Annotated in this window: 19 protein-coding genes; 10 read left to right on the top strand and 9 right to left on the bottom strand. The window is 70.8% G+C overall.

The features are described from left to right. Positions 1-53: 53 nt before the first annotated feature. Both RTK35_RS01125 and RTK35_RS01120 read left to right on the top strand, forming a co-directional pair. Positions 54-932, top strand: a complete 879-nt coding sequence (locus RTK35_RS01125) for a LysR substrate-binding domain-containing protein (RefSeq protein WP_316907154.1) — start codon at positions 54-56, stop codon at positions 930-932. 80 nt (positions 933-1,012) lie between these two features. Next, positions 1,013-1,342 (top strand): hypothetical protein, encoded by a 330-nt coding sequence (locus RTK35_RS01120; RefSeq protein ID WP_279812208.1) that lies wholly within the window; start codon positions 1,013-1,015, stop codon positions 1,340-1,342. A gap of 78 nt (positions 1,343-1,420) precedes the next feature. Here the strand turns inward: RTK35_RS01120 and RTK35_RS01115 are convergent, their stop codons facing one another. Then, positions 1,421-2,866, bottom strand: a complete 1,446-nt coding sequence (locus RTK35_RS01115; protein ID WP_316907153.1) for a SulP family inorganic anion transporter — start codon at positions 2,864-2,866, stop codon at positions 1,421-1,423. A 96-nt stretch (positions 2,867-2,962) separates the two neighbouring features. Next, entirely contained in the window at positions 2,963-3,835 is an 873-nt protein-coding gene (locus RTK35_RS01110; protein WP_107330713.1) for a LysR family transcriptional regulator, read from the bottom strand. Positions 3,836-3,968: 133 nt separating this feature from the next. Here RTK35_RS01110 and RTK35_RS01105 point away from each other — a divergent pair, with 133 nt between their 5' ends. The 4 genes from RTK35_RS01105 (at position 3,969) to RTK35_RS01090 (ending at position 7,399) form a co-directional block, all read left to right on the top strand. Further along, a complete protein-coding gene (locus tag RTK35_RS01105) occupies positions 3,969-5,090 on the top strand; it encodes a muconate cycloisomerase family protein (protein WP_316907152.1) in 1,122 nt (373 codons plus the stop codon). 18 nt (positions 5,091-5,108) lie between these two features. Next, complete coding sequence (gene catC, locus RTK35_RS01100) at positions 5,109-5,399, top strand: muconolactone Delta-isomerase (protein ID WP_316907151.1); 291 nt, start codon at positions 5,109-5,111, stop codon at positions 5,397-5,399. 39 nt (positions 5,400-5,438) lie between these two features. Then, on the top strand, positions 5,439-6,374 hold the full coding sequence (gene catA / locus RTK35_RS01095) for a catechol 1,2-dioxygenase (RefSeq protein WP_316907150.1): 936 nt from the start codon (positions 5,439-5,441) through the stop codon (positions 6,372-6,374). Positions 6,375-6,490: 116 nt separating this feature from the next. Further along, complete coding sequence (locus tag RTK35_RS01090) at positions 6,491-7,399, top strand: LysR family transcriptional regulator (protein ID WP_074971144.1); 909 nt, start codon at positions 6,491-6,493, stop codon at positions 7,397-7,399. 6 nt (positions 7,400-7,405) lie between these two features. Here the strand turns inward: RTK35_RS01090 and RTK35_RS01085 are convergent, their stop codons facing one another. Both RTK35_RS01085 and RTK35_RS01080 read right to left on the bottom strand, forming a co-directional pair. Continuing rightward, positions 7,406-8,839, bottom strand: a complete 1,434-nt coding sequence (locus tag RTK35_RS01085; RefSeq protein WP_316907149.1) for an MFS transporter — start codon at positions 8,837-8,839, stop codon at positions 7,406-7,408. A gap of 87 nt (positions 8,840-8,926) precedes the next feature. Next, positions 8,927-9,124 (bottom strand): hypothetical protein, encoded by a 198-nt coding sequence (locus tag RTK35_RS01080; protein ID WP_305835510.1) that lies wholly within the window; start codon positions 9,122-9,124, stop codon positions 8,927-8,929. Between RTK35_RS01080 and RTK35_RS01075 the strand changes: the two genes are divergently transcribed. After that, positions 9,119-9,760: a helix-turn-helix transcriptional regulator gene (locus RTK35_RS01075; RefSeq protein ID WP_316907148.1), complete on the top strand. Its 642-nt coding sequence runs from the start codon at positions 9,119-9,121 to the stop codon at positions 9,758-9,760. The genes RTK35_RS01080 and RTK35_RS01075 overlap by 6 nt on opposite strands. Before the next feature lie 90 nt (positions 9,761-9,850). Then, positions 9,851-10,999: a DUF1624 domain-containing protein gene (locus RTK35_RS01070; RefSeq protein WP_316907147.1), complete on the top strand. Its 1,149-nt coding sequence runs from the start codon at positions 9,851-9,853 to the stop codon at positions 10,997-10,999. Here RTK35_RS01070 and RTK35_RS01065 read toward each other — a convergent pair. Both RTK35_RS01065 and RTK35_RS01060 read right to left on the bottom strand, forming a co-directional pair. Next, positions 10,996-12,651 (bottom strand): phosphoethanolamine transferase, encoded by a 1,656-nt coding sequence (locus tag RTK35_RS01065; RefSeq protein ID WP_316907146.1) that lies wholly within the window; start codon positions 12,649-12,651, stop codon positions 10,996-10,998. The genes RTK35_RS01070 and RTK35_RS01065 overlap by 4 nt on opposite strands. After that, entirely contained in the window at positions 12,651-12,917 is a 267-nt protein-coding gene (locus RTK35_RS01060; RefSeq protein ID WP_142009542.1) for a PepSY domain-containing protein, read from the bottom strand. Before RTK35_RS01060 ends, RTK35_RS01065 begins: the two co-directional genes overlap by 1 nt. Positions 12,918-13,063: 146 nt before the next feature. Here RTK35_RS01060 and RTK35_RS01055 point away from each other — a divergent pair, with 146 nt between their 5' ends. Then, positions 13,064-13,729, top strand: a complete 666-nt coding sequence (locus tag RTK35_RS01055; RefSeq protein ID WP_044407692.1) for a response regulator — start codon at positions 13,064-13,066, stop codon at positions 13,727-13,729. Further along, positions 13,726-15,129 carry an ATP-binding protein gene (locus RTK35_RS01050; protein ID WP_316907145.1) on the top strand — a complete coding sequence of 468 codons (1,404 nt, stop codon included), beginning with the start codon at positions 13,726-13,728 and terminating at the stop codon, positions 15,127-15,129. The genes RTK35_RS01055 and RTK35_RS01050 overlap by 4 nt, the downstream gene beginning before the upstream one ends. Positions 15,130-15,132: 3 nt before the next feature. On the opposite strand, the gene RTK35_RS01045 is transcribed toward RTK35_RS01050, so the two are convergent. The 3 genes from RTK35_RS01045 to cobA all read right to left on the bottom strand — a co-directional run bounded on the left by RTK35_RS01045 (position 15,133) and on the right by cobA (position 17,371). Continuing rightward, the gene (locus tag RTK35_RS01045) at positions 15,133-15,951 is read right to left on the bottom strand and encodes a hypothetical protein (protein WP_313904170.1); all 819 of its coding nucleotides are present in this window, start codon (positions 15,949-15,951) and stop codon (positions 15,133-15,135) included. Positions 15,952-16,022: 71 nt separating this feature from the next. Continuing rightward, positions 16,023-16,541 carry a hypothetical protein gene (locus tag RTK35_RS01040; protein WP_316907144.1) on the bottom strand — a complete coding sequence of 173 codons (519 nt, stop codon included), beginning with the start codon at positions 16,539-16,541 and terminating at the stop codon, positions 16,023-16,025. Positions 16,542-16,633: 92 nt separating this feature from the next. Continuing rightward, the gene (gene cobA, locus RTK35_RS01035; protein ID WP_316907143.1) at positions 16,634-17,371 is read right to left on the bottom strand and encodes a uroporphyrinogen-III C-methyltransferase; all 738 of its coding nucleotides are present in this window, start codon (positions 17,369-17,371) and stop codon (positions 16,634-16,636) included. Positions 17,372-17,381: the final 10 nt, after the last annotated feature.

Here is a 17,381-nt window from a genome sequence, read left to right as displayed (position 1 = left end):
AAAGGCGCGAATAAAATCGCTATTTTCTCGGCTTTTCCGTTAGGTGCGCTTACATGTCCGACCTTCCACCCTTGCCGGCGCTGCGCAGCTTCGAAGCCGTGGCCCGGCTCGGCAGCGTGACCCGCGCAGCCCGCGAACTGCACGTCACCCACTCGGCCGTCATCCAGCAATTGCGTCAATTGGAGGATGCCCTCGGCGTCGCACTGCTGGTGCGTGAAGGGCGGGGCCTCCGGGTCAGCGAGGCCGGGCGCCTGTATGCCTTGCAGATCCGCCGCACCCTGGTGGAGATGGCCGAGGCGACCCGCCGCGTGAAGGCGCCGCCCCAGGCCGGGACCATCACGGTCGCCGTGCTGCCGTCGTTCGGCCGGGCCTGGCTGGTGCCGCGCCTGCCGGACTTCCAGCGGCGTCACCCCGGCATCCACCTGCGCTTGCTGGCGTCCCTGGAGGTGGTCCACCTCGGCGACAGCGCGGCGGATCTGGGCATCCGCATGGGCGATGGCCAGTGGGACGGCGTGGAGGCGCGCCTGCTGCTGCACGACGAGTGGGTGCCGGTGGCCGCGCCCTTCTTCAACGGCGGGCAATTACCCCAGGAGCCCGACGCGATCGTCGCGGGCGCCTCATTGTTCTGCAGCGAATCCTGGCAGGCCTGGTGCCAGCAGGCCGGGGTGGCACCCCCCGCCCGCAGCGGCCTGGAGTGCAACGACTCCAACCTGGTGCTGGAGGCGGCGCGGCTGGGGCAGGGCGTTGCGCTCGAACGACGCAGCCTGGTGCAGGACGCCATCGTCCGGGGCGAACTGGTCCAGCTCGGCAGCGTAACGGCGCCTTATCCCTTCCCCTACTGGCTGGTGTGGCCCCGGCAACGCCCCTTGTCGGCGCTGGCGCAGGCCTTCGTCACCTGGCTGCAGGCGCAGGCGGCCGACGGGGCGGCCTGACGCCTGCCGCTGGTCCATCCGGCTGGAAATGGCCCTGCGATGCGGGAATAATGCCGCCCCCTTTTTATTAGGAGAATCAAATGGTTATCCATTTCCTGAGCGGAGAGGGTCAGGGTGCCTGCGGCCGCAGCGATGCCAACCTGAACGCCTCCAACCAGCCGGCCGAGGTCACCTGCAAGACCTGTCGCCGGACCAACGCCTTCACCCAGGCTGAACAGGGCGCCGCGCCCCAGGCCACAGCCGCCCAGGCGCGTGTCACGCCGCCGCGCAGCGAGCCCGCTGCGCGCAAGAGCCCCCAGCAGGCCGCCACCCAGGGCAGCGCCTGGCAGAGCTGGCAGGCCCGCCTGAGCCAGACTCCCGGCAAGCAGCGCCTGCCGCGCTCCCGCCGCCGCGCCCAGGCATTCGTCTAAGGGCTTCCCCACCCTGGCCCGGGCGTTGCCTGGCGGCCGGGGTGGCTACCGATCCGGATCCCCGCCCCGAAGGCGCCCTCAGGCCGGCTGTTCCCCTGCGCGCCTGAGCAGGGTGCGGCAGCGCTCTGAGAGGTGCTCCACGCGCAGGTGCTTGCCGGCCTTGGTGTAGCGCTCGCGCAGGGTCTTGAGGGCGGCGATGGCGGAGTAGTCGACGAAGCTGAGGTGCCGGCAGTCGAGGGTGACCCGCTCCGGGTCGCCGGCCGGGTCGAACTGGTTGAGGAAGGGCGTGGCGGAGGCGAAGAACAGCGTGCCATGCACCCGGTAGAGCTTGCTGCCGTCGGCTTCGATGTAGCTGTCGGCGTACAGCTCGCGGGCGTGGTGCCAAGCGAAATTCAGGGCGGCGATGACGATGCCGCAGAGCACGGCGGCGGCCAGGTCGGTGAAGACGGTGATCACGGTGACGGCGACGATCACCAGCACGTCGTTCAGCGGCACCTTGCCGGCCACCCGCAGGGAGCCCCAGGCGAAGGTCTGCTGGGCCACCACGAACATCACCCCGGCCAGCGCCGCCAGCGGGATGCGCTCGATCAGCGGGGACAGGAACAGTACGAACAGCAGGATCATCACCCCGGCCACCACGCCGGACAGCCGGCCCCGGCCGCCGGAGCTGAGGTTGATGGCGGTCTGGCCGATCATCGCGCAGCCGCCCATGCCGCCGAACGCGCCGGAGACGATGTTGGCCGCGCCCAGGGCCATGCACTCGCGGTCGGGGAAGCCTCGGCTCTCGGTGATCTCGTCAGTGAGGTTGAGGGTGAGCAGGGTTTCCAGCAGCCCGACCATGGCCATCAGCAGCGCATAGGGCGCGATGATCTGCAGCGTCTCCAGGTTCCAGGGCACCGACGGCAGGGCGAAGCTGGGCAGGCCGCCGGCGATCTGCGCCATGTCCGCCAGGGTGCGGGTGGGCAGGCCCAGCAGGTGCACCAGCAGCCCGACACCGAGGATCGCCACCAGCGCCGGTGGCACGGCGCGGGTCAGTCGCGGCAGCAGCCAGACCACCGCCATGGTCAGCCCCACCAGGCCGAGCATGGTGTACAGCGGCATGCCGCTCAGCCAGGCGTCGCCCTGCTTGAAGTGCTCCAGCTGGGCCAGGGCGATGACGATCGCCAGGCCGTTGACGAAGCCCAGCATCACCGGGTGCGGCACCATGCGCACCAGCTTGCCCAGGCGCAACGCCCCGAACAGCAGCATCACCGCCCCGGCCAGCACCGTGGTGGCCAGCAGGTACTGCACGCCGTGCTCCACCACCAGGGCGACGATGACCACCGCCATGGAACCGGCAGCGCCGGAGATCATCCCCGGTCGGCCACCGAACAGGGCGGTGAGGGTGCAGATGATGAAGGCGCCGTACAGCCCCATGAGCGGGTTGAGGTGGGCGACCAGGGCGAAAGCGATGCACTCGGGCACCAGGGCGAAGGCGGTGGTGAGACCGGCCAGGACTTCATGACGCAGGCGGGGTTTCTTCATGGGCTTACCGGGCCGGCGCGCTGCCGGCCCTGTCGGGGATGGGGGAGGGGCGCGCATGGTACGGAAATGCGCCCGGCCCCACCAGCACGGTCCGCCTCAGCGGTTGACCCGCTGGATCAGCTCCAGGCAGCGCTGGACATGGGCGCTGCCGTCCTGGGCGCGGCGGCTGAGGATGATGGGCGAGACCGCCTCCGGCTCCAGCACGTCGGCGTAGTCGATGTCGGCCCGGTGCTGCTGGCGCACCGAGGCCGGCACCAGGGCCACGCCCAGGCCGGCCGCCACCAGGCCGATGGCGGTCTGCAGCTCGTTGGCCCACTGCCCGACGCGCACCGCCAGGCCACGGTTGGCGAACAGCGCCAGCACGTGGTCGGCGTAGCTTGGGCGCGGGTTGGCGGGGTAGAGCACGAAGGGTTCGTCGGCGAGCTGCTGCAGCGACACCGGGCGCCCCAGCAGCCGGTGGCCGGCAGGTAGCACCGCCACCAGCGGGTCTTCCCGCAGCACCTGCTGGTGGATGGCCGGATCGTCGAAGCGGATGCGCCCGAAGCCGATGTCGATGCGCCCGCTCTTCAGCGCCTCCACCTGCTGCAGGGTGGTCATTTCCTGCAGGCCCAGCTCCAGGTCCGGGTCCTGGCGCAGTTCGCGGATCAGCTCCGGCAGCACCGCATAGAGCGTGGAAGGTGCGAAGCCGATGCCCAGCCACTGCCGCTGCCCCTGGCCGATGCGCCGGGTGGTGTCGCAGAGAGCCTGCACCTGCTGCAGCAGGGCTGCGCTCTGTTCATGGAAGTAGCGACCGGCCTCGGTCAGCCGCAGCGGTCGGCCGCGCTCCAGCAGCGGCGTGCCCAGCTCCTCCTCCAGTTGCTGGATCTGCCGGCTCAGCGGGGGCTGGGCGATGTGCAGGCGCTCGGCCGCGCGGGTGAAGTTGAGGGTGTCCGCCACGGCCTGGAAATAGCGCAGGTGCCTGAGTTCCACGATACCTCCCGGGTATGAAAGAAGAGGGAGATGATATTGGACCTGTAGTTCCCGCTGGCGCAATGTTCGTCCACCCAAACCCAGACTTGCAGGGTATCGAGCGAGCCGAATCCTGCGCCACGGAAGCACACCCATGAGTACCCCCCTGATCGAACGGCTGGACACCTGCATCGTCGACCTGCCGACCATCCGCCCCCACAAGCTGGCCATGCACACCCTGCAGCGGCAGACCCTGGTGATCCTGCGCCTACGCTGCAGCGACGGCGTCGAGGGCGTCGGCGAGTCCACCACCATCGGCGGGCTGTCCTACGGCTACGAGAGCCCGGAAGGGATGAAGGCCAACATCGACGCGCACCTGGCCCCGGCGCTGATCGGCCAGCCGGCGGACAACATCAACACCGCCATGCAGCGCCTGGACCGGGTGGCCAAGGGCAACACCTTCGCCAAGTCCGGCATCGAGACGGCCCTGCTGGACGCCCAGGGCAAGCGCCTCGGGCTGCCGGTCAGCGAACTGCTCGGCGGCCGCGTGCGCGAGGGCCTGGAAGTGGCCTGGACGCTGGCCAGCGGCGACACCGGCCGCGACATCGAGGAGGCCGAGCGCATGCTCGACCTGCGTCGCCACCGCCTGTTCAAGCTGAAGATCGGCGCCAACCCTCTGGAGCAGGACCTGGCCCACGCGGTGGCCATCAAGCGCGCCCTGGGCGACCGCGCCAGCGTGCGCGTGGACGTCAACCAGCACTGGGACGAGTCCCAGGCGATCCGCGGTTGCCGGGTGCTCGGCGAGCACGGCATCGACCTCATCGAGCAGCCGATCCCGCGTTACAACCGCAGCGGTCAGGTGCGCCTGAACCGCTCCAGCCCGGCGCCGATCATGGCGGACGAGTCCATCGAGAGCGTCGAGGATGCCTTCAGCCTCGCCGCCGAGGGCGCCGCCAGCGTGTTCGCCCTGAAGATCGCCAAGAACGGCGGCCCCCGTGCCGTGCTGCGCACTGCCCAGATCGCCGAGGCGGCGGGCGTGGCGCTCTACGGCGGCACCATGCTCGAAGGCGCCATCGGCACCCTGGCCTCCGCCCACGCCTTCCTCACCCTGCGCCAGCTGACCTGGGGCACCGAGCTGTTCGGGCCGCTGCTGCTGACCGAGGAGATCGTCACCGAGCCCCCCGTCTACCGTGACTTCCAGCTGCAGGTGCCGCGCACCCCCGGCATCGGCCTGACCCTGGACGAGGAGCGCCTGGCGCGCTTCCGCCGTTCCTGACCCCGGAGGACCCCGACCATGCTGTTCCACGTGAAGATGACCGTCCGCCTGCCCGCCGACATGGACCCGGAGCGGGCCACCCGGCTCAAGGCCGACGAGAAGGCCCTGGCCCAGCGCCTGCAGCGCGAGGGCACCTGGCGCCACCTCTGGCGCATCGCCGGGCACTACGCCAACTACAGCGTGTTCGACGTGCCCAGCGTCGAAGCGCTGCACGACACCCTGATGCAACTGCCGCTGTTTCCCTACATGGACATCGAGATCGACGGACTCTGCCGCCACCCCTCGTCGATCCATGATGACGACCGCTGAGCCCCGAACGCCCTGAACAAGAACAATGAGGTGACCCCCATGACCGTGAAGATTTCCCAGACTGCCGAACTCCAGCGTTTCTTCGAGCAGGCGGCCGGTTTCGGCAACGACGCCGGCAACCCGCGCCTCAAGCGCATCGTCCAGCGGGTGCTGCAGGATGGCGCCCGGCTGATCGAAGAGCTGGCCATCACCGATGACGAGTTCTGGAAGGCCGTCGACTACCTCAACCGCCTGGGCGCCCGTGGCGAGGCCGGCCTGCTGGTGGCAGGGCTGGGCCTGGAGCGCTTCCTCGACATGCTGCAGGACACCCGCGACGCCGAGGCCGGGCGTACCGGCGGCACCCCGCGCACCATCGAAGGCCCGCTCTACGTGGCCGGGGCGCCGCTGAGCGAGGGCTTCGCACGGCTGGACGACGGCAGCGAAGACGGCGTGGGCATCCCGCTGTTCCTCGAAGGCACGGTGCGCGACACCGACGGTCGCCCGCTGGCCGGCGCGGTGGTTGACCTGTGGCACGCCAACACCAAGGGCCTGTATTCCTACTTCGACTCCAGCCAATCCGAGTACAACCTGCGTCGCCGCATCGTCACCGACGCCGAGGGTCGCTACCGCGCCCGCAGCATCATTCCCTCCGGCTATGGCTGCGACCCACAGGGCCCGACCCAGGAATGCCTTGACGGCCTCGGCCGGCACGGCCAGCGTCCCGCGCACATCCACTTCTTCATCTCGGCCGGCGGCCACCGCCACCTGACCACCCAGATCAACCTCGCCGGGGACCGCTACCTGTGGGACGACTTCGCCTACGCCACCCGCGAAGGGCTGGTGGGCGAGGTAACCCACCTGGCCAGCGGCAGCGCCCACGACGTGGAAGGCCCCTGTGCCGAGTTGCAGTTCGACTTCGTGCTGCAGCCGGCCAGCCACAACCAGGACGAGCAGCGCAGCCAGCGCCCCCGCGCCCTGCAGGTGCCGGGCGCCTGAGCCTCGGGCACGCCCCGGTCGCGGTGACCGGGGCGCGCCGTCAAGGCACATCCGTGCAAGCCAGGTGGGCGGGCCCATGCTTGAATAGCCCGCTCAGCCACTGCCCGGATGCGCCCATGAACCGCAACGACCTCCGCCGCGTCGACATGAACCTGCTGGTGATCTTCGAAGCCCTGATGCTCGAACCCAACCTCACCCGGGTCGGCGAGAAGCTGTTCCTTTCCCAGTCCACCGTCAGCGCCGCCCTGGCGCGCCTGCGCGATCTGTTCGACGACCCGCTGCTGATCCGCAGCGGCCGGGGCATGGTGCCCACCAGCCGGGCCCAGGAGATCTTCGCCGAGCTGCGCCCGGCCATGGACGTGATCTCCGCTGCCGTCAGCCGGGCCAAGAGCTTCGACCCCGCCACCAGCACCAACGTGTTCCGCCTCGGGCTTTCCGACGACGCCGAGTTCGGCCTGTTCCCCGCGCTGCTGAACGCCCTCCAGGAAGAGGCGCCGAACATCGTGGTGGTGGTGCGCCGGGCCAACTTCCTGCTGATGCCGGCGCTGCTCGCCTCGGGGGAGATCACCGTCGGCGTCAGCTACACCACCGACCTGCCGGCCAACGCCAAGCGCCGCAAGCTGCGCGACATCGGCGTCAAGGTGCTGCGCGGCGACGACCGCCCCGGCCCGCTGACCCTGGACGACTACTGCGCCCGCCGCCACGTGATGGTGTCGTTCTCCGGCGACCTCTCCGGCAACATCGACCAGGACCTGGCGCGCATCGGCCGCAGCCGCCAGGTGGTGCTCGCGGTGCCTCAGTTCGGCAGCCTACGGGCGCTGCTGCGGGGCACCGAGATGATCGCCACGGTGCCCGACTACGCCGCCTGCACCCTGGTGGACGACGGCAGCCTGCGCGCCGACGACGCCCCCTTCGAGGTGGACAAGGCCGAACTGTCCATGGTCTGGAGCGGCGCCCACGACAACGACCCCGCCGAGCGCTGGCTGCGCGAGCGCATCCACCAGTTCATGTCCCGCGAACTCTGAGCCGGATCAGCCTGCACGGCGCAGGCCCAGGGCGAGGAGGGCGGTCAGCAGGCTGACCCCGGCGATGGCGACGAAGGCCGCGTGGTAGCCCGCCAGGGTTGCCGCCCCGGCATCCAGCCCGGCGGCCAGTGCCTGGGCGCTGGTGTGATGGGCCAGGCTGACGAATACCGCGATCCCCAGTGCGCCGCCCAGCTGCCGCGAGGTGTTGAGCAGGCCGGAGGCCAGCGCCGTGTCCGCCGGGGCGATCCCGGCGATGGCTGCGTGCACCGCCGTGGCCAGCATCAGTCCGACCCCGGTGCCCAGCAGCAGGGTCGGGCCCGCCACATGGCGCAGCAGGTCCACCTCCTTCGGCAGCCAGGCCAGCCCGAGAAAGCCCAGCGCCGCCAGCACCCCGCCGAGGCTGGGCAGGTGGCGTATCCCTTTTGCGGCGAGCCAGCGGGCACCCAGGGCGGCGCTGGCGATGGCCAGGCAGGTCGGCAGCATGGCAAGGCCGGTGTCACGGGCGCCCAGGCCGGCCACCTCGTGCAGCGCCAGGGCCAGGAAATACAGCGATGCGGTGAGGGTCGCGCCCAGGCTCAGCAGCAACAGGTTGCCCAGCGCCACGTTGCGCTGGCGGAACAGGCCCAGGCGCACCAGCGGCTCGCGCACCCGCGCCTCGATGATCAGGAAGGCCACGCCCAGCAGCGCCGCCAGGCCCAGCGCCAGCAGCACCCTTGGCGCGCCCCAGCCCAGACCGATGCTGCTCACCAGGGCGTAGACCAGGGCGCTGGCGGCGCCGGTGACGGTCAGCGCACCGCCCACGTCCAGCGGCTTGGGGTTCGTCGGCACGCCGGGCGCCAGGGGGCTTGAGGCGAGCACGAACAGGCCGATGCCCAGGGGCACGTTGACGAACATCACCCAGCGCCAGCTGGCGTAGGCCGTGAGCAGGCCGCCCAGCAGCACGCCGAAGGCCGCCGCCAGGGAACCAGAGGCGGTCCACAGGGCGATGGCGCGGTCCCGCCCGGCGCCCGGCCCGTGGGCGCCGACGATCACCGCCAGGGTCGAGGTGGCCAGCACCGCCGCGCCCGCACCCTGGAAGGCCCGCGCCGCCACCAGCAGCGCCGGGCCCTGGGCCAGGCCGCCGACCAGGCTGGCCAGGCTGAACAGCGCCAGGCCGGCGCGCAGCACCCGGCGCCGGCCGAGGCGGTCGGCCAGCCGTGCGGCCAGCAGCATCAGCCCGCCCAGTGCCACCAGGTAGGCGTCCACCACCCACTGGCGACTGCCCGCGTCCAGCCCCAGGTCCCGGGCCATGGAAGGGAGCGCGACGTTCACGATGGCGCCGTTCATCACCACCATGAAGGAGGCCAGGCAGGCGATCAGGGTGGCGAGCCAGAGGGGCGCGCCGGGGTTGAGCAGGGCCGTGGGCGCGGGCGCCCGCTGGCCGGTGGCGAGGGTGTTCATCGGTGTCTCCTGATGAGTCCGGGAATCCGGGGTTCGCCATCAGGATCGGGGCGAGGGCGCTTGTTCCGATAACCGCATCCGGACAAGCTATGTTGCAAAACTGCCACGCCGGAGATCGCCACCATCAATGAAGCCGACCTGACGGACCTGCTCGGCGGTCCGCTGCTCATCGCCCTGCGCGGCGGCCACGAGCCCGACCACGTCTTCCGCCTGGGCAGCCAGGAAACCGACTGGCACCGCCACCAGCGCGGGCAGCTCACCTGCGTCGAGACGGGCCTGGTGCACGTGCGCACCGCCCAGGGCTCCTGGGTGCTGCCGCCGTACCGCGCCGCCTGGATGCCGCCGGGGGTGCCCCACTGGGCGAGCCTGAGCGGCGTGCTGTCCGGGTGGAGCGTGCTGATCGAACCTTCGGGCTGCGCTCGGTTGCCGGCCCATCCCCAGGTGATGGGCGTAGGCGAGGTGATGCGCGCGCTGGTGAGCCGCGCGGCCAGCTGGAACCCCCGCGAGGCGCTGACCCCCGAGCGCGAGCGTCTGGTGCAGGTGCTGCTGGACGAGATCGTCGCCGCGCCCACCGAGCCGCTCCACCTGCCGATGCCCACCGACCGCCGGGTGCTGCCCATCGCCCGTGGGCTGCTGGCCAACCTGGCGGACACCCGCAGCCTGGAGGCCTGGGCCGAAACCGCCGGGCTGTCGCCGCGCACCGCCCGGCGCCTGTTCATCGCCGAGACCGGCATGGCCTTCGCCGAGTGGCGGCAGCAGGCGCGGCTGGTGCACGCCCTGGAGCGCCTGGCCCAGGGCGACCCGGTGGCGGTGGTGGCCGATGCCCTGGGCTACGCCTCGCCGAGCAACTTCATCGCCATGTTCCGCAAGGTCTTCGGGCAGACACCGGCGCGCTATTTCGTCAAGCGGCCGGGAGGCTGAAGGCCGGGCAGATGTGGATGGGATGAGTTCTCGCTTGGCACGGATTGCGCCGAAACGTAATCTTATTACGTTTCAAAACAGAGCCCGCCCATGCCCCTCACGCCCCAGACCCGCCTGCAATCCATCGACGCCCTGCGGGGCCTCGTCATCCTCTTCATGCTGCTGGACCACGTCCGCGAGACCTTCTACCTGCACCACCAGGTGGGGGACCCGATGGACGTGGCCAGCACCGACCCGGCGCTGTTCCTCTGCCGCACCCTGGCGCACCTCTGCGCCCCGGTGTTCATCCTGCTGACCGGATTGTCCGCCTACCTGTACGGCGAGAAGCACGACGGGCGCGCAGCGGTGTCGGCCTTCCTGTTCAAGCGCGGGCTGTTCCTGGTGGTGCTGGAGCTCACCCTGGTCAACTTCGCCTGGACCTTCCAGTGGCCGCCCAGCGTGATGTACCTGCAGGTGATCTGGGCCATCGGCCTGAGCATGCTGGCGCTCTCCGCGCTGGTCTGGCTGCCGCGCCCGGCGCTGGTGGCCCTCGGTCTGCTGCTGGTGGCCGGGCACAACCTGCTGGATGGCGTGCATGCCGAGCTCGGCACCTGGGCGCACATCCCGTGGGCGGTGCTGCATGACCGGGGCTGGATCGAGCTGGGCGAGGGCCTGCGCCTGCGCACCTCCTACCCGGTGCTGCCGTGGATCGGCGTGATCGCCCTGGGCTATGCCCTGGGGCCCTGGTTCGGCCGGGGCAGCCAGGCGGAGAGGCGCCAGCACCGGTTGTGGATGACGGGCGCGGCGTGCCTGCTGCTCTTCGTGCTGCTGCGCCTGGTGAACGGCTACGGCGAACGGCCCTGGGTGCCGGGCGCCGACCTGACCCACACACTGATGGCCTTCTTCAACATCACCAAGTACCCGCCGTCGCTGCTGTTCTTGGCCCTCACCCTGGGGCTCGGCCTGTGGCTGCTGCGGGCCTTCGAGCGCATCGGCCAGGCGCGCCTGGTGCCGCTGCTGGCCACCTTCGGCGCCGCGCCGATGTTCTTCTACCTGCTGCACCTCTACGTGCTGAAGCTGCTCTACCTGGCGTGCCTGGCCATCTTCGGCGCCAACCAGGGCACGCTGTTCGGCTTCGACGGCGTCTGGGCGCTGTGGCTGGCCAGCGCAGTGCTGGCGGTGGCGCTGTTCCCGCCGGTGCGCGCCTTCGCCCGGTTGAAGGCGCGGCGGCGCGACCTTGCCTGGCTGAAGTACTTCTAGCCGGGCGAGCAGGCGCCTTCGTCCGGGCGTTTCAGCAGCAGGCTGAGCTGCTTCGGCGGCTGGTGCACCAGTCCGTCGTCCGACTCGCAGACGCGCTGGATGAAGTTGTCGGTGAACAGCAGCTTGCCGTGCACGAAGTGCTCGCCAGGCCGCAGGTTGGGGTTGTCGATCCGCGTGCCGAGGCGCGCCGCCAGCCAGGCGCCGGCCTCGTAGTGGCTGATCCAGCGTTCGCTGGCCAGCTGCTGCAGCGGTGCCTCCGGCGCCTCGCGGGCGATGACGATCACCGGCACGTCGCTGACCTCCGGCACCAGGTCGTTGTGGCCCCAGTGGCCGTCCTCGCCCAGGCGCTGGCCGTGGTCACCGGTGATCACCAGGTAGCGCTCGCCTTCGAGCCGGTCGAACGCCTCCAGCACCTCGCCCAATAGCTCGTCCAGGTAGTGGATGGCGTTGTCGTAGGCGTTGGCCTGGTCGGCGGCGTCCTGGTCCGGCCAGGGCGCAACGCGCGCCTCGTGGCGGTAGTTGTTTGCGTAGGGCAGGTGCGCGGTGCGCAGGTTGAGCACCACGAAGTTGCGCGGCCCCCAGTGCTGCTGGGCCAGCAGCTCCAGCAGGGTGCGGTCCTGGCGCTGGAGGAAGCGCAGCGGGTGGTCCTCGCGGGTGATCGACACGTCCAGGTAGCGGCTGCCCAGGTGCGCCAGCAGCTTGGACTCCTGGGACGAGATCCAGTGGGTGCGGAAGCCAGCTTCCCGGGCGAAGCGGAACAGGTTGACCTGACCGGTGCGCAGCAGCGGGTCCTGGCCGGGTTCGCGGATGGGGTTGAGCAGGTACGGCAGGCTCACGTCGGTGGCCACGCCGGCCGCCACGCCAGGGCGCAGCAAGGCGTCGGGGTGGTCGCGCAGGTAGGCCTGCAGGCGCGGGGTGGTGTCGCGGTCGTAGCCGAACACGCCGAGCCGGTCGCTGCGCAGGGAGTCCGCCACCACCAGCCACACATGCCTGGCGCCGCTGGGCACGGCGCTCAGGCCGTAGGGCTGGAAGGGGGTCGGGGGCAGTTGCGTGTCCTCGCGCAGGGCCAGGCGCACCGCCCAGGCGGAGAAGGCGTTCAGGCTGTTGTGCAGGCCGCTGCGGGCCGGGCTGGGGACGAAGGCGTCGAGGTTGCGGTAGGTGGCGCGGTAGGGCTTGGACAGCAGCACCACGGCGATGAGCAGCAGCGCCCAGCGGCTCGAAGGCAGGCCCAGGGCCGGGCGCACCTTCAGGTGCAGGAGCAGCAGCGCCGTGTAGGGCAGGCCGACGCACACCAGCACCGGCCAGTGCTGGGTGAAGCTGTACAGCGCGGTGTCGCGCACCTCGGCCGAGTCGTTGAGCAGGGCCTGGATGTCGATGGCGCTCAGCGGTTCGCCGAAGAAGCTGATGTTGGCCAGCTGCATCACCTGCATCAGCGCGAACAGCAGCAGGATGCCCGCCACCAGCAGCCGTTGGCCGCAGAGCCAGAGGGCGGCGCTGAACAGCCAGAGCACCGCCACGTAGCCCAGCTCCAGCTCGGCCCGGTTGCTGGGGGTGAACTGCTGCTGGAGGAGGTCATCCGCCAGCAGCAGGCTGCAGCTCAGGGTGGCGAGCGCCGGCAGGGCCAGCCAGCGGCGCGTCGTCGGGCTGAGCATCAGTCTTCGACCTCGGTCTTCACGGCCTTGCCGCTCACCGGGTCGTGGTAGATCTCCACCTTGCGGCGGTCCTTGTCGTAGCCGTAGATCTCGTAGCAGTTGCCGTCGGTGACCTTGAACTTGCGGATCTCGTAGCCCTGCTCGCGCAGGCTGGCCTGGAAGCGCTCCGGGTCCTGCCAGGTGCTGCGCTCGGCTTCGGTGCAGGTGGGGCCGGCAACGGCACTGGCGCTGGCCAGCAACAGGGTGGGAAGCAGCAGGTATCGCATGGGTGGGGCTCCTTTTCAGTGAGGGGCCCACCTTGTGGCGCGAAGCTTAACGAAGGCTTAGGGGGTAATGGCGCGTTACATTTGCCGGCTTTCCAAGCCGCGGCGAATTCCCATCATGGCCGCCACCGAACGATGGAGAGCGCCCCATGCGCGTGCTGCTGGTCGAAGATGATGCCGCCCTGGCCCAGGGCATTCGCGTGGCCCTGCGCAAGGAGGGCTACACCCTCGACTGGGTGGCCGACGGCGTGGAGGCCGGCCATGCCTTGCGCAGCGAGGCCTTCGACCTGGTGCTGCTGGACCTGGGCCTGCCGCGCCAGGACGGCCTCACCCTGCTGCGCCAGCTGCGCAGCCGGCCGGAGACCCAGGTGCCGGTGCTGGTGCTCACCGCCCGCGACGGCAAGGCCGACCGCATCCAGGGGCTGGACGCCGGCGCCGACGACTACCTGGTCAAGCCGGTGGACCTGGACGAACTCAAGGCCCGCATCCGCGCCCTGCTGCGCCGTTGCCAGGGGCGAGCGCAGCCGCTGCTGGAACATGCCGGCGTCAGCCTCGACCCGGCGACCCAGGAGGTGCGCTACCACGGGCAGACGGTGGCGATGACGCCCATGGAATACCAGCTGCTGCACCAGTTGCTGGTGCGCCCTGGGGCGGTGGTCACCCGTGAGCGCCTCAGCCACACCCTCTACGGCTGGAACGAGAGCGGCCCCGGCAACACCCTCGAAGTACTGATCCACAACCTGCGCAAGAAGCTCGACAGCGGCCTGATCCGCACTGTGCGCGGGGTCGGTTACCTGGTGGAGCGCGCGCCATGATCGCCATCCGCACCCGCATCCTCGCGCCGACCCTGGCGCTGTTCCTGATCGGCAGCCTGGTGCTGGGCCTGCTGGCGGTGCGTGACAGCCACCGGGAAATCGAAGGCATCTACGACGCCCAGCTGCTGCAGACCGCCCGCCTGCTGCAGGGCGTGCTGCGGCAGCCGGGCCTGGAGCGCGCCGACTGGGCGAGCCTGCGCCAGGCGCTGGACCAGGCCATGGAGCGCTCCGCAGAGGGCGTGCTGACCCACCCCTACGAGATCGACGTGGCCTTCCAGATCTGGTCCCGCGATGGCCGCCTGCTGCTGCGTTCCGACGACGCTCCGGCGCTGCAGAAACCCCCGGCGGTGGGCGTGCAGGACTTCATCGTCGACGGCCACGAATGGTGCGGTGTGCTGCTGGACGATGCCGAGCAGGGCCTGCTGATCTGGGTTGGTGAGCGCGACGACCTGCGCCAGGACCTGATCCAGCGCATCGTCCAGCACGCCCTGCTGCCCAGCCTGGTGGGGCTGCCGCTGCTGGCCCTGGTGATCTGGCAACTGCTGGGCTGGGGCCTGCGCCCCCTGCAGCGCCTGGCGCGGCAACTGCGCGCCCGCCCGGTGGACAGCCTGGAACCCCTGGCACGCGGCCCGCTGCCGCCCGAGCTGGAGCCGGTGCGCAGCGCCCTGGACCGCCTGCTGCAGCAACTGCGCAATTTGCTGGAGCGCGAGCGGCGCTTCATCGCCGATGCCGCCCACGAGTTGCGCACACCCCTGGCCATTCTCGACATCCACGCCCGCAACGCCCGTCAGGCCGACAACGACCAGGAGCGTGACGAGGCCCTGGCCTTCCTCCAGCAGGGCGTGGGCCGCGCCACCCGCATCGCCAGCCAGCTGCTCACCATGGCCCGTCTGGAGCCGGAGATCGACACCCGGCAGCCCGTGGACCTGCCGGCCCTGGTGCGCGAGGAGCTGGCGGAGCTGACGCCGCTGGCCCTGCGCCAGGACGTGGAACTGGTGCTGGAAGGGGAGCCCGCGTGCCCGGTGCAGGGCGAGGAAGCCTCGCTGTCGATCCTGTTGCAGAACCTCATCAGCAATGCCCTGACCTTCACCCCGCCTGGCAGCGAGGTGCGGGTGCAGGTGGACGCCCTCGGCCAGGGCGTGCGCCTGCGGGTGCTGGACCAGGGGCCGGGGGCCAGCGAGGCCGAACTGGCGCGCCTCTGCGACCGCTTCTACAGCGCCGGCAACCCCCAGGGTGCGGGCCTGGGGCTGGCCATCGTGGAGATGATCAGCCGCCGCCTCGGCGCTTCGTTGTGCTTGAGCAACCGCGCCGAGGGCGGCTTCTGCGTGGAGCTGCTGTTCCCGCTGTTGGGCGGCGCGCGGCCGGGGGCCCCGCTGGAGGGCCTGGCCGGGCGTCGCTGAGGTTCAGTCGACGCTCAGGGTGCCCCAGAAGGTGTCGGTGGATGAGTAGGGGTAGGTCTTGCCGTCGTATTGCAGGGTCTTCTTCACCGTGCGCAGCGGCTTGTCGTCGTCGTCGCTCACCTGGGCGGAGAGGATCAGGTCGGCGAACCCGTGGCTGCTCTTCGGGCCGATGGCCAGGGTCATCCGCGCGTGCTCGGAGCGGAAGCGGTCGTTGTTCACGCAACTGGTGCCCTGCACGGTGATCCACTCCCGCAGGTAGCCGGTGAATACCGGGCGTAGGGTGGCGGCCTCGCCGGGGACGAACAGCGTCAGCTCGTCGAACTGACCCGCGTCCGGGCAACTGGGCCCACGGGCCTGGCTGCTGATCACCACGCCGAAGGCACGCACGTCCTTGGCCAGGCGGTAGCGCGCGGTGTCCAGCCAGAGGCTGTCGGCGCTGATCTCCAGCAGGGCGTCTTCTTCCAGGTTGCCTTCGTGGCGCTCCAGGATGCGCCCGCTGGCGCTGTCCACCCGTGCCACCAGCAGGTGCAGCAGGCGTTCACCGGGCGTGCCAGCGCTGGCGTCGCTGTCGTAGGCCAGGGCCACCACGCTCTGCCGGGCGTCGTCCGGCCAGCGCTTGCAGGCGGCGGCCACCAGCGGGCCTTCGCTGTCGTAGCTCGGCTGTTGCCAGCCTTTCTGGCCCAGTTGCTGGGCGATGCCGTTCAGCAACGCGGGCTCACAGGGCTGTGCATCGCGGGCCCAGGCGGGGTTGGCCAAGCTGGCGGCGGCCGCCAGCAGCCAGGGCAGGGCGCGGAGCAGGGGGCGATGGAGGCGACGGTCCATGTGCGGGTGTCCTGAGTGGAGAGAAGGGTGGGGCATTCTAGCGCCCGGCGGGGCTTGGCGGCGTGCGCCGGTCAGCCGTCGAACACCTGGCAGCCGAAGTAGAACGTCCCGGGCGGCGAGGCGCTGTCGGTGCCGACGAAGAAGGCATCCGGGAAGGGGGTGTCGTCGGAGGCCTGGCCGACCTCCTTGCGGTACTGCCCACGCCCCCAGCCGCTGGTGGCCAGTTCATCCTTGGGCACGGGCTGCACGCCGGTCCTGCCGACGAAGGCCGCCAGGTCGCCGGTGGCTTGCGCGTAGAACACCGCGCCGCTGTCGCCCCGGTACCAGAGGGTGGAGATCGGCACGCCCAGCACCTCGACCGGTTGCGGCAGGTGGTACTCCAGGTCGATCAGGCCGTCTTCGTCGTGGTCCACGGCGACGATGCCGTTGGCCTTGAACAGCGCCTTCACTGCGTCGTCGCGGGCATCCAGCGGGGCCTGTCGGCAGGTCAGCGCCTTCTCCAGCGCACCGACCACCTGGGCGTCCAGTGCGAAGGCGGGTGAGCTGGTCCAGAGCAGGGCGAGGAGGGCAATGGGATTCCTGGGCTTCACGGGACGGTCTCCTTGACGGTCAGCGGGCGGGCATTCTAGCGCGCCCATGGCCGCGTACCGTGATGCGCTGGGCGCTTCCGCAAGCGGCCCCGTCAGGCACTCAGGGGCAGGGCGCTGACCGCCGCCTCGGCCGCCACCTCGCCGATCACCAGGATCGCCGGGCTGCTCAGGCGGAAGGCGCTGGCGTCCTGCAACAGGGTGGCCAGGGTGCTGCGGCGCTCGCGCTGTTCGGGGAGCGAGGCGTTCTCGATCATCGCCAGCGGCATGCCCGGCGCCATGCCGCCGGCGAGCAGCCCGGCCTGCAAGGCGGCCAGCCGGGCGACGCCCATGTACACCACCAGGGTGGTGCCGCTGGCGGCCAGGGCGTCCCACTCCGGCTCGCTGTCGTCCTGGGTGTGGGCGGTGACCAGGGTCACGCCACGGCTGACGCCCCGCAGCGTGAGCGGGATGCCGCAGGCGGTGGCGCCGGCCAGCCCGGCGGTGATGCCGTTGACCAGTTCGCAGTCCACGCCGCGCTCCGCCAGCCAGGCGGCTTCCTCGCCGCCGCGCCCGAAGATGCACGGGTCGCCGCCCTTGAGCCGCACCACACAGCGCCCCTGGCGGGCGTAGCGCAGCATCAGGCGGTGGATGAAGGCCTGGGGCGTGGAGCGGCAGCCGCCACGCTTGCCCACCCGCACCACCCGAGCGCCGGGGCAGTGCACGAGCAGGGCCGGGTTCACCAGATCGTCGATCATCACCACGTCGGCCGCGCCCAGTACGCGGGTGGCCTTCAGGGTCAGCAGTTCGGGGTCACCGGGGCCCGCGCCCACCAGCCAGACCTTGCCGTTCATGTGCAACCTC

The organism is Pseudomonas sp. zfem003 (assembly GCF_032621675.1).
In the GTDB taxonomy this organism is placed as follows: Bacteria; Pseudomonadota; Gammaproteobacteria; order Pseudomonadales; family Pseudomonadaceae; genus Metapseudomonas; species Metapseudomonas otitidis.
Note: the sequence above shows the minus strand (reverse complement) of the source record. Positions and strands in the feature narration are given on the sequence as shown.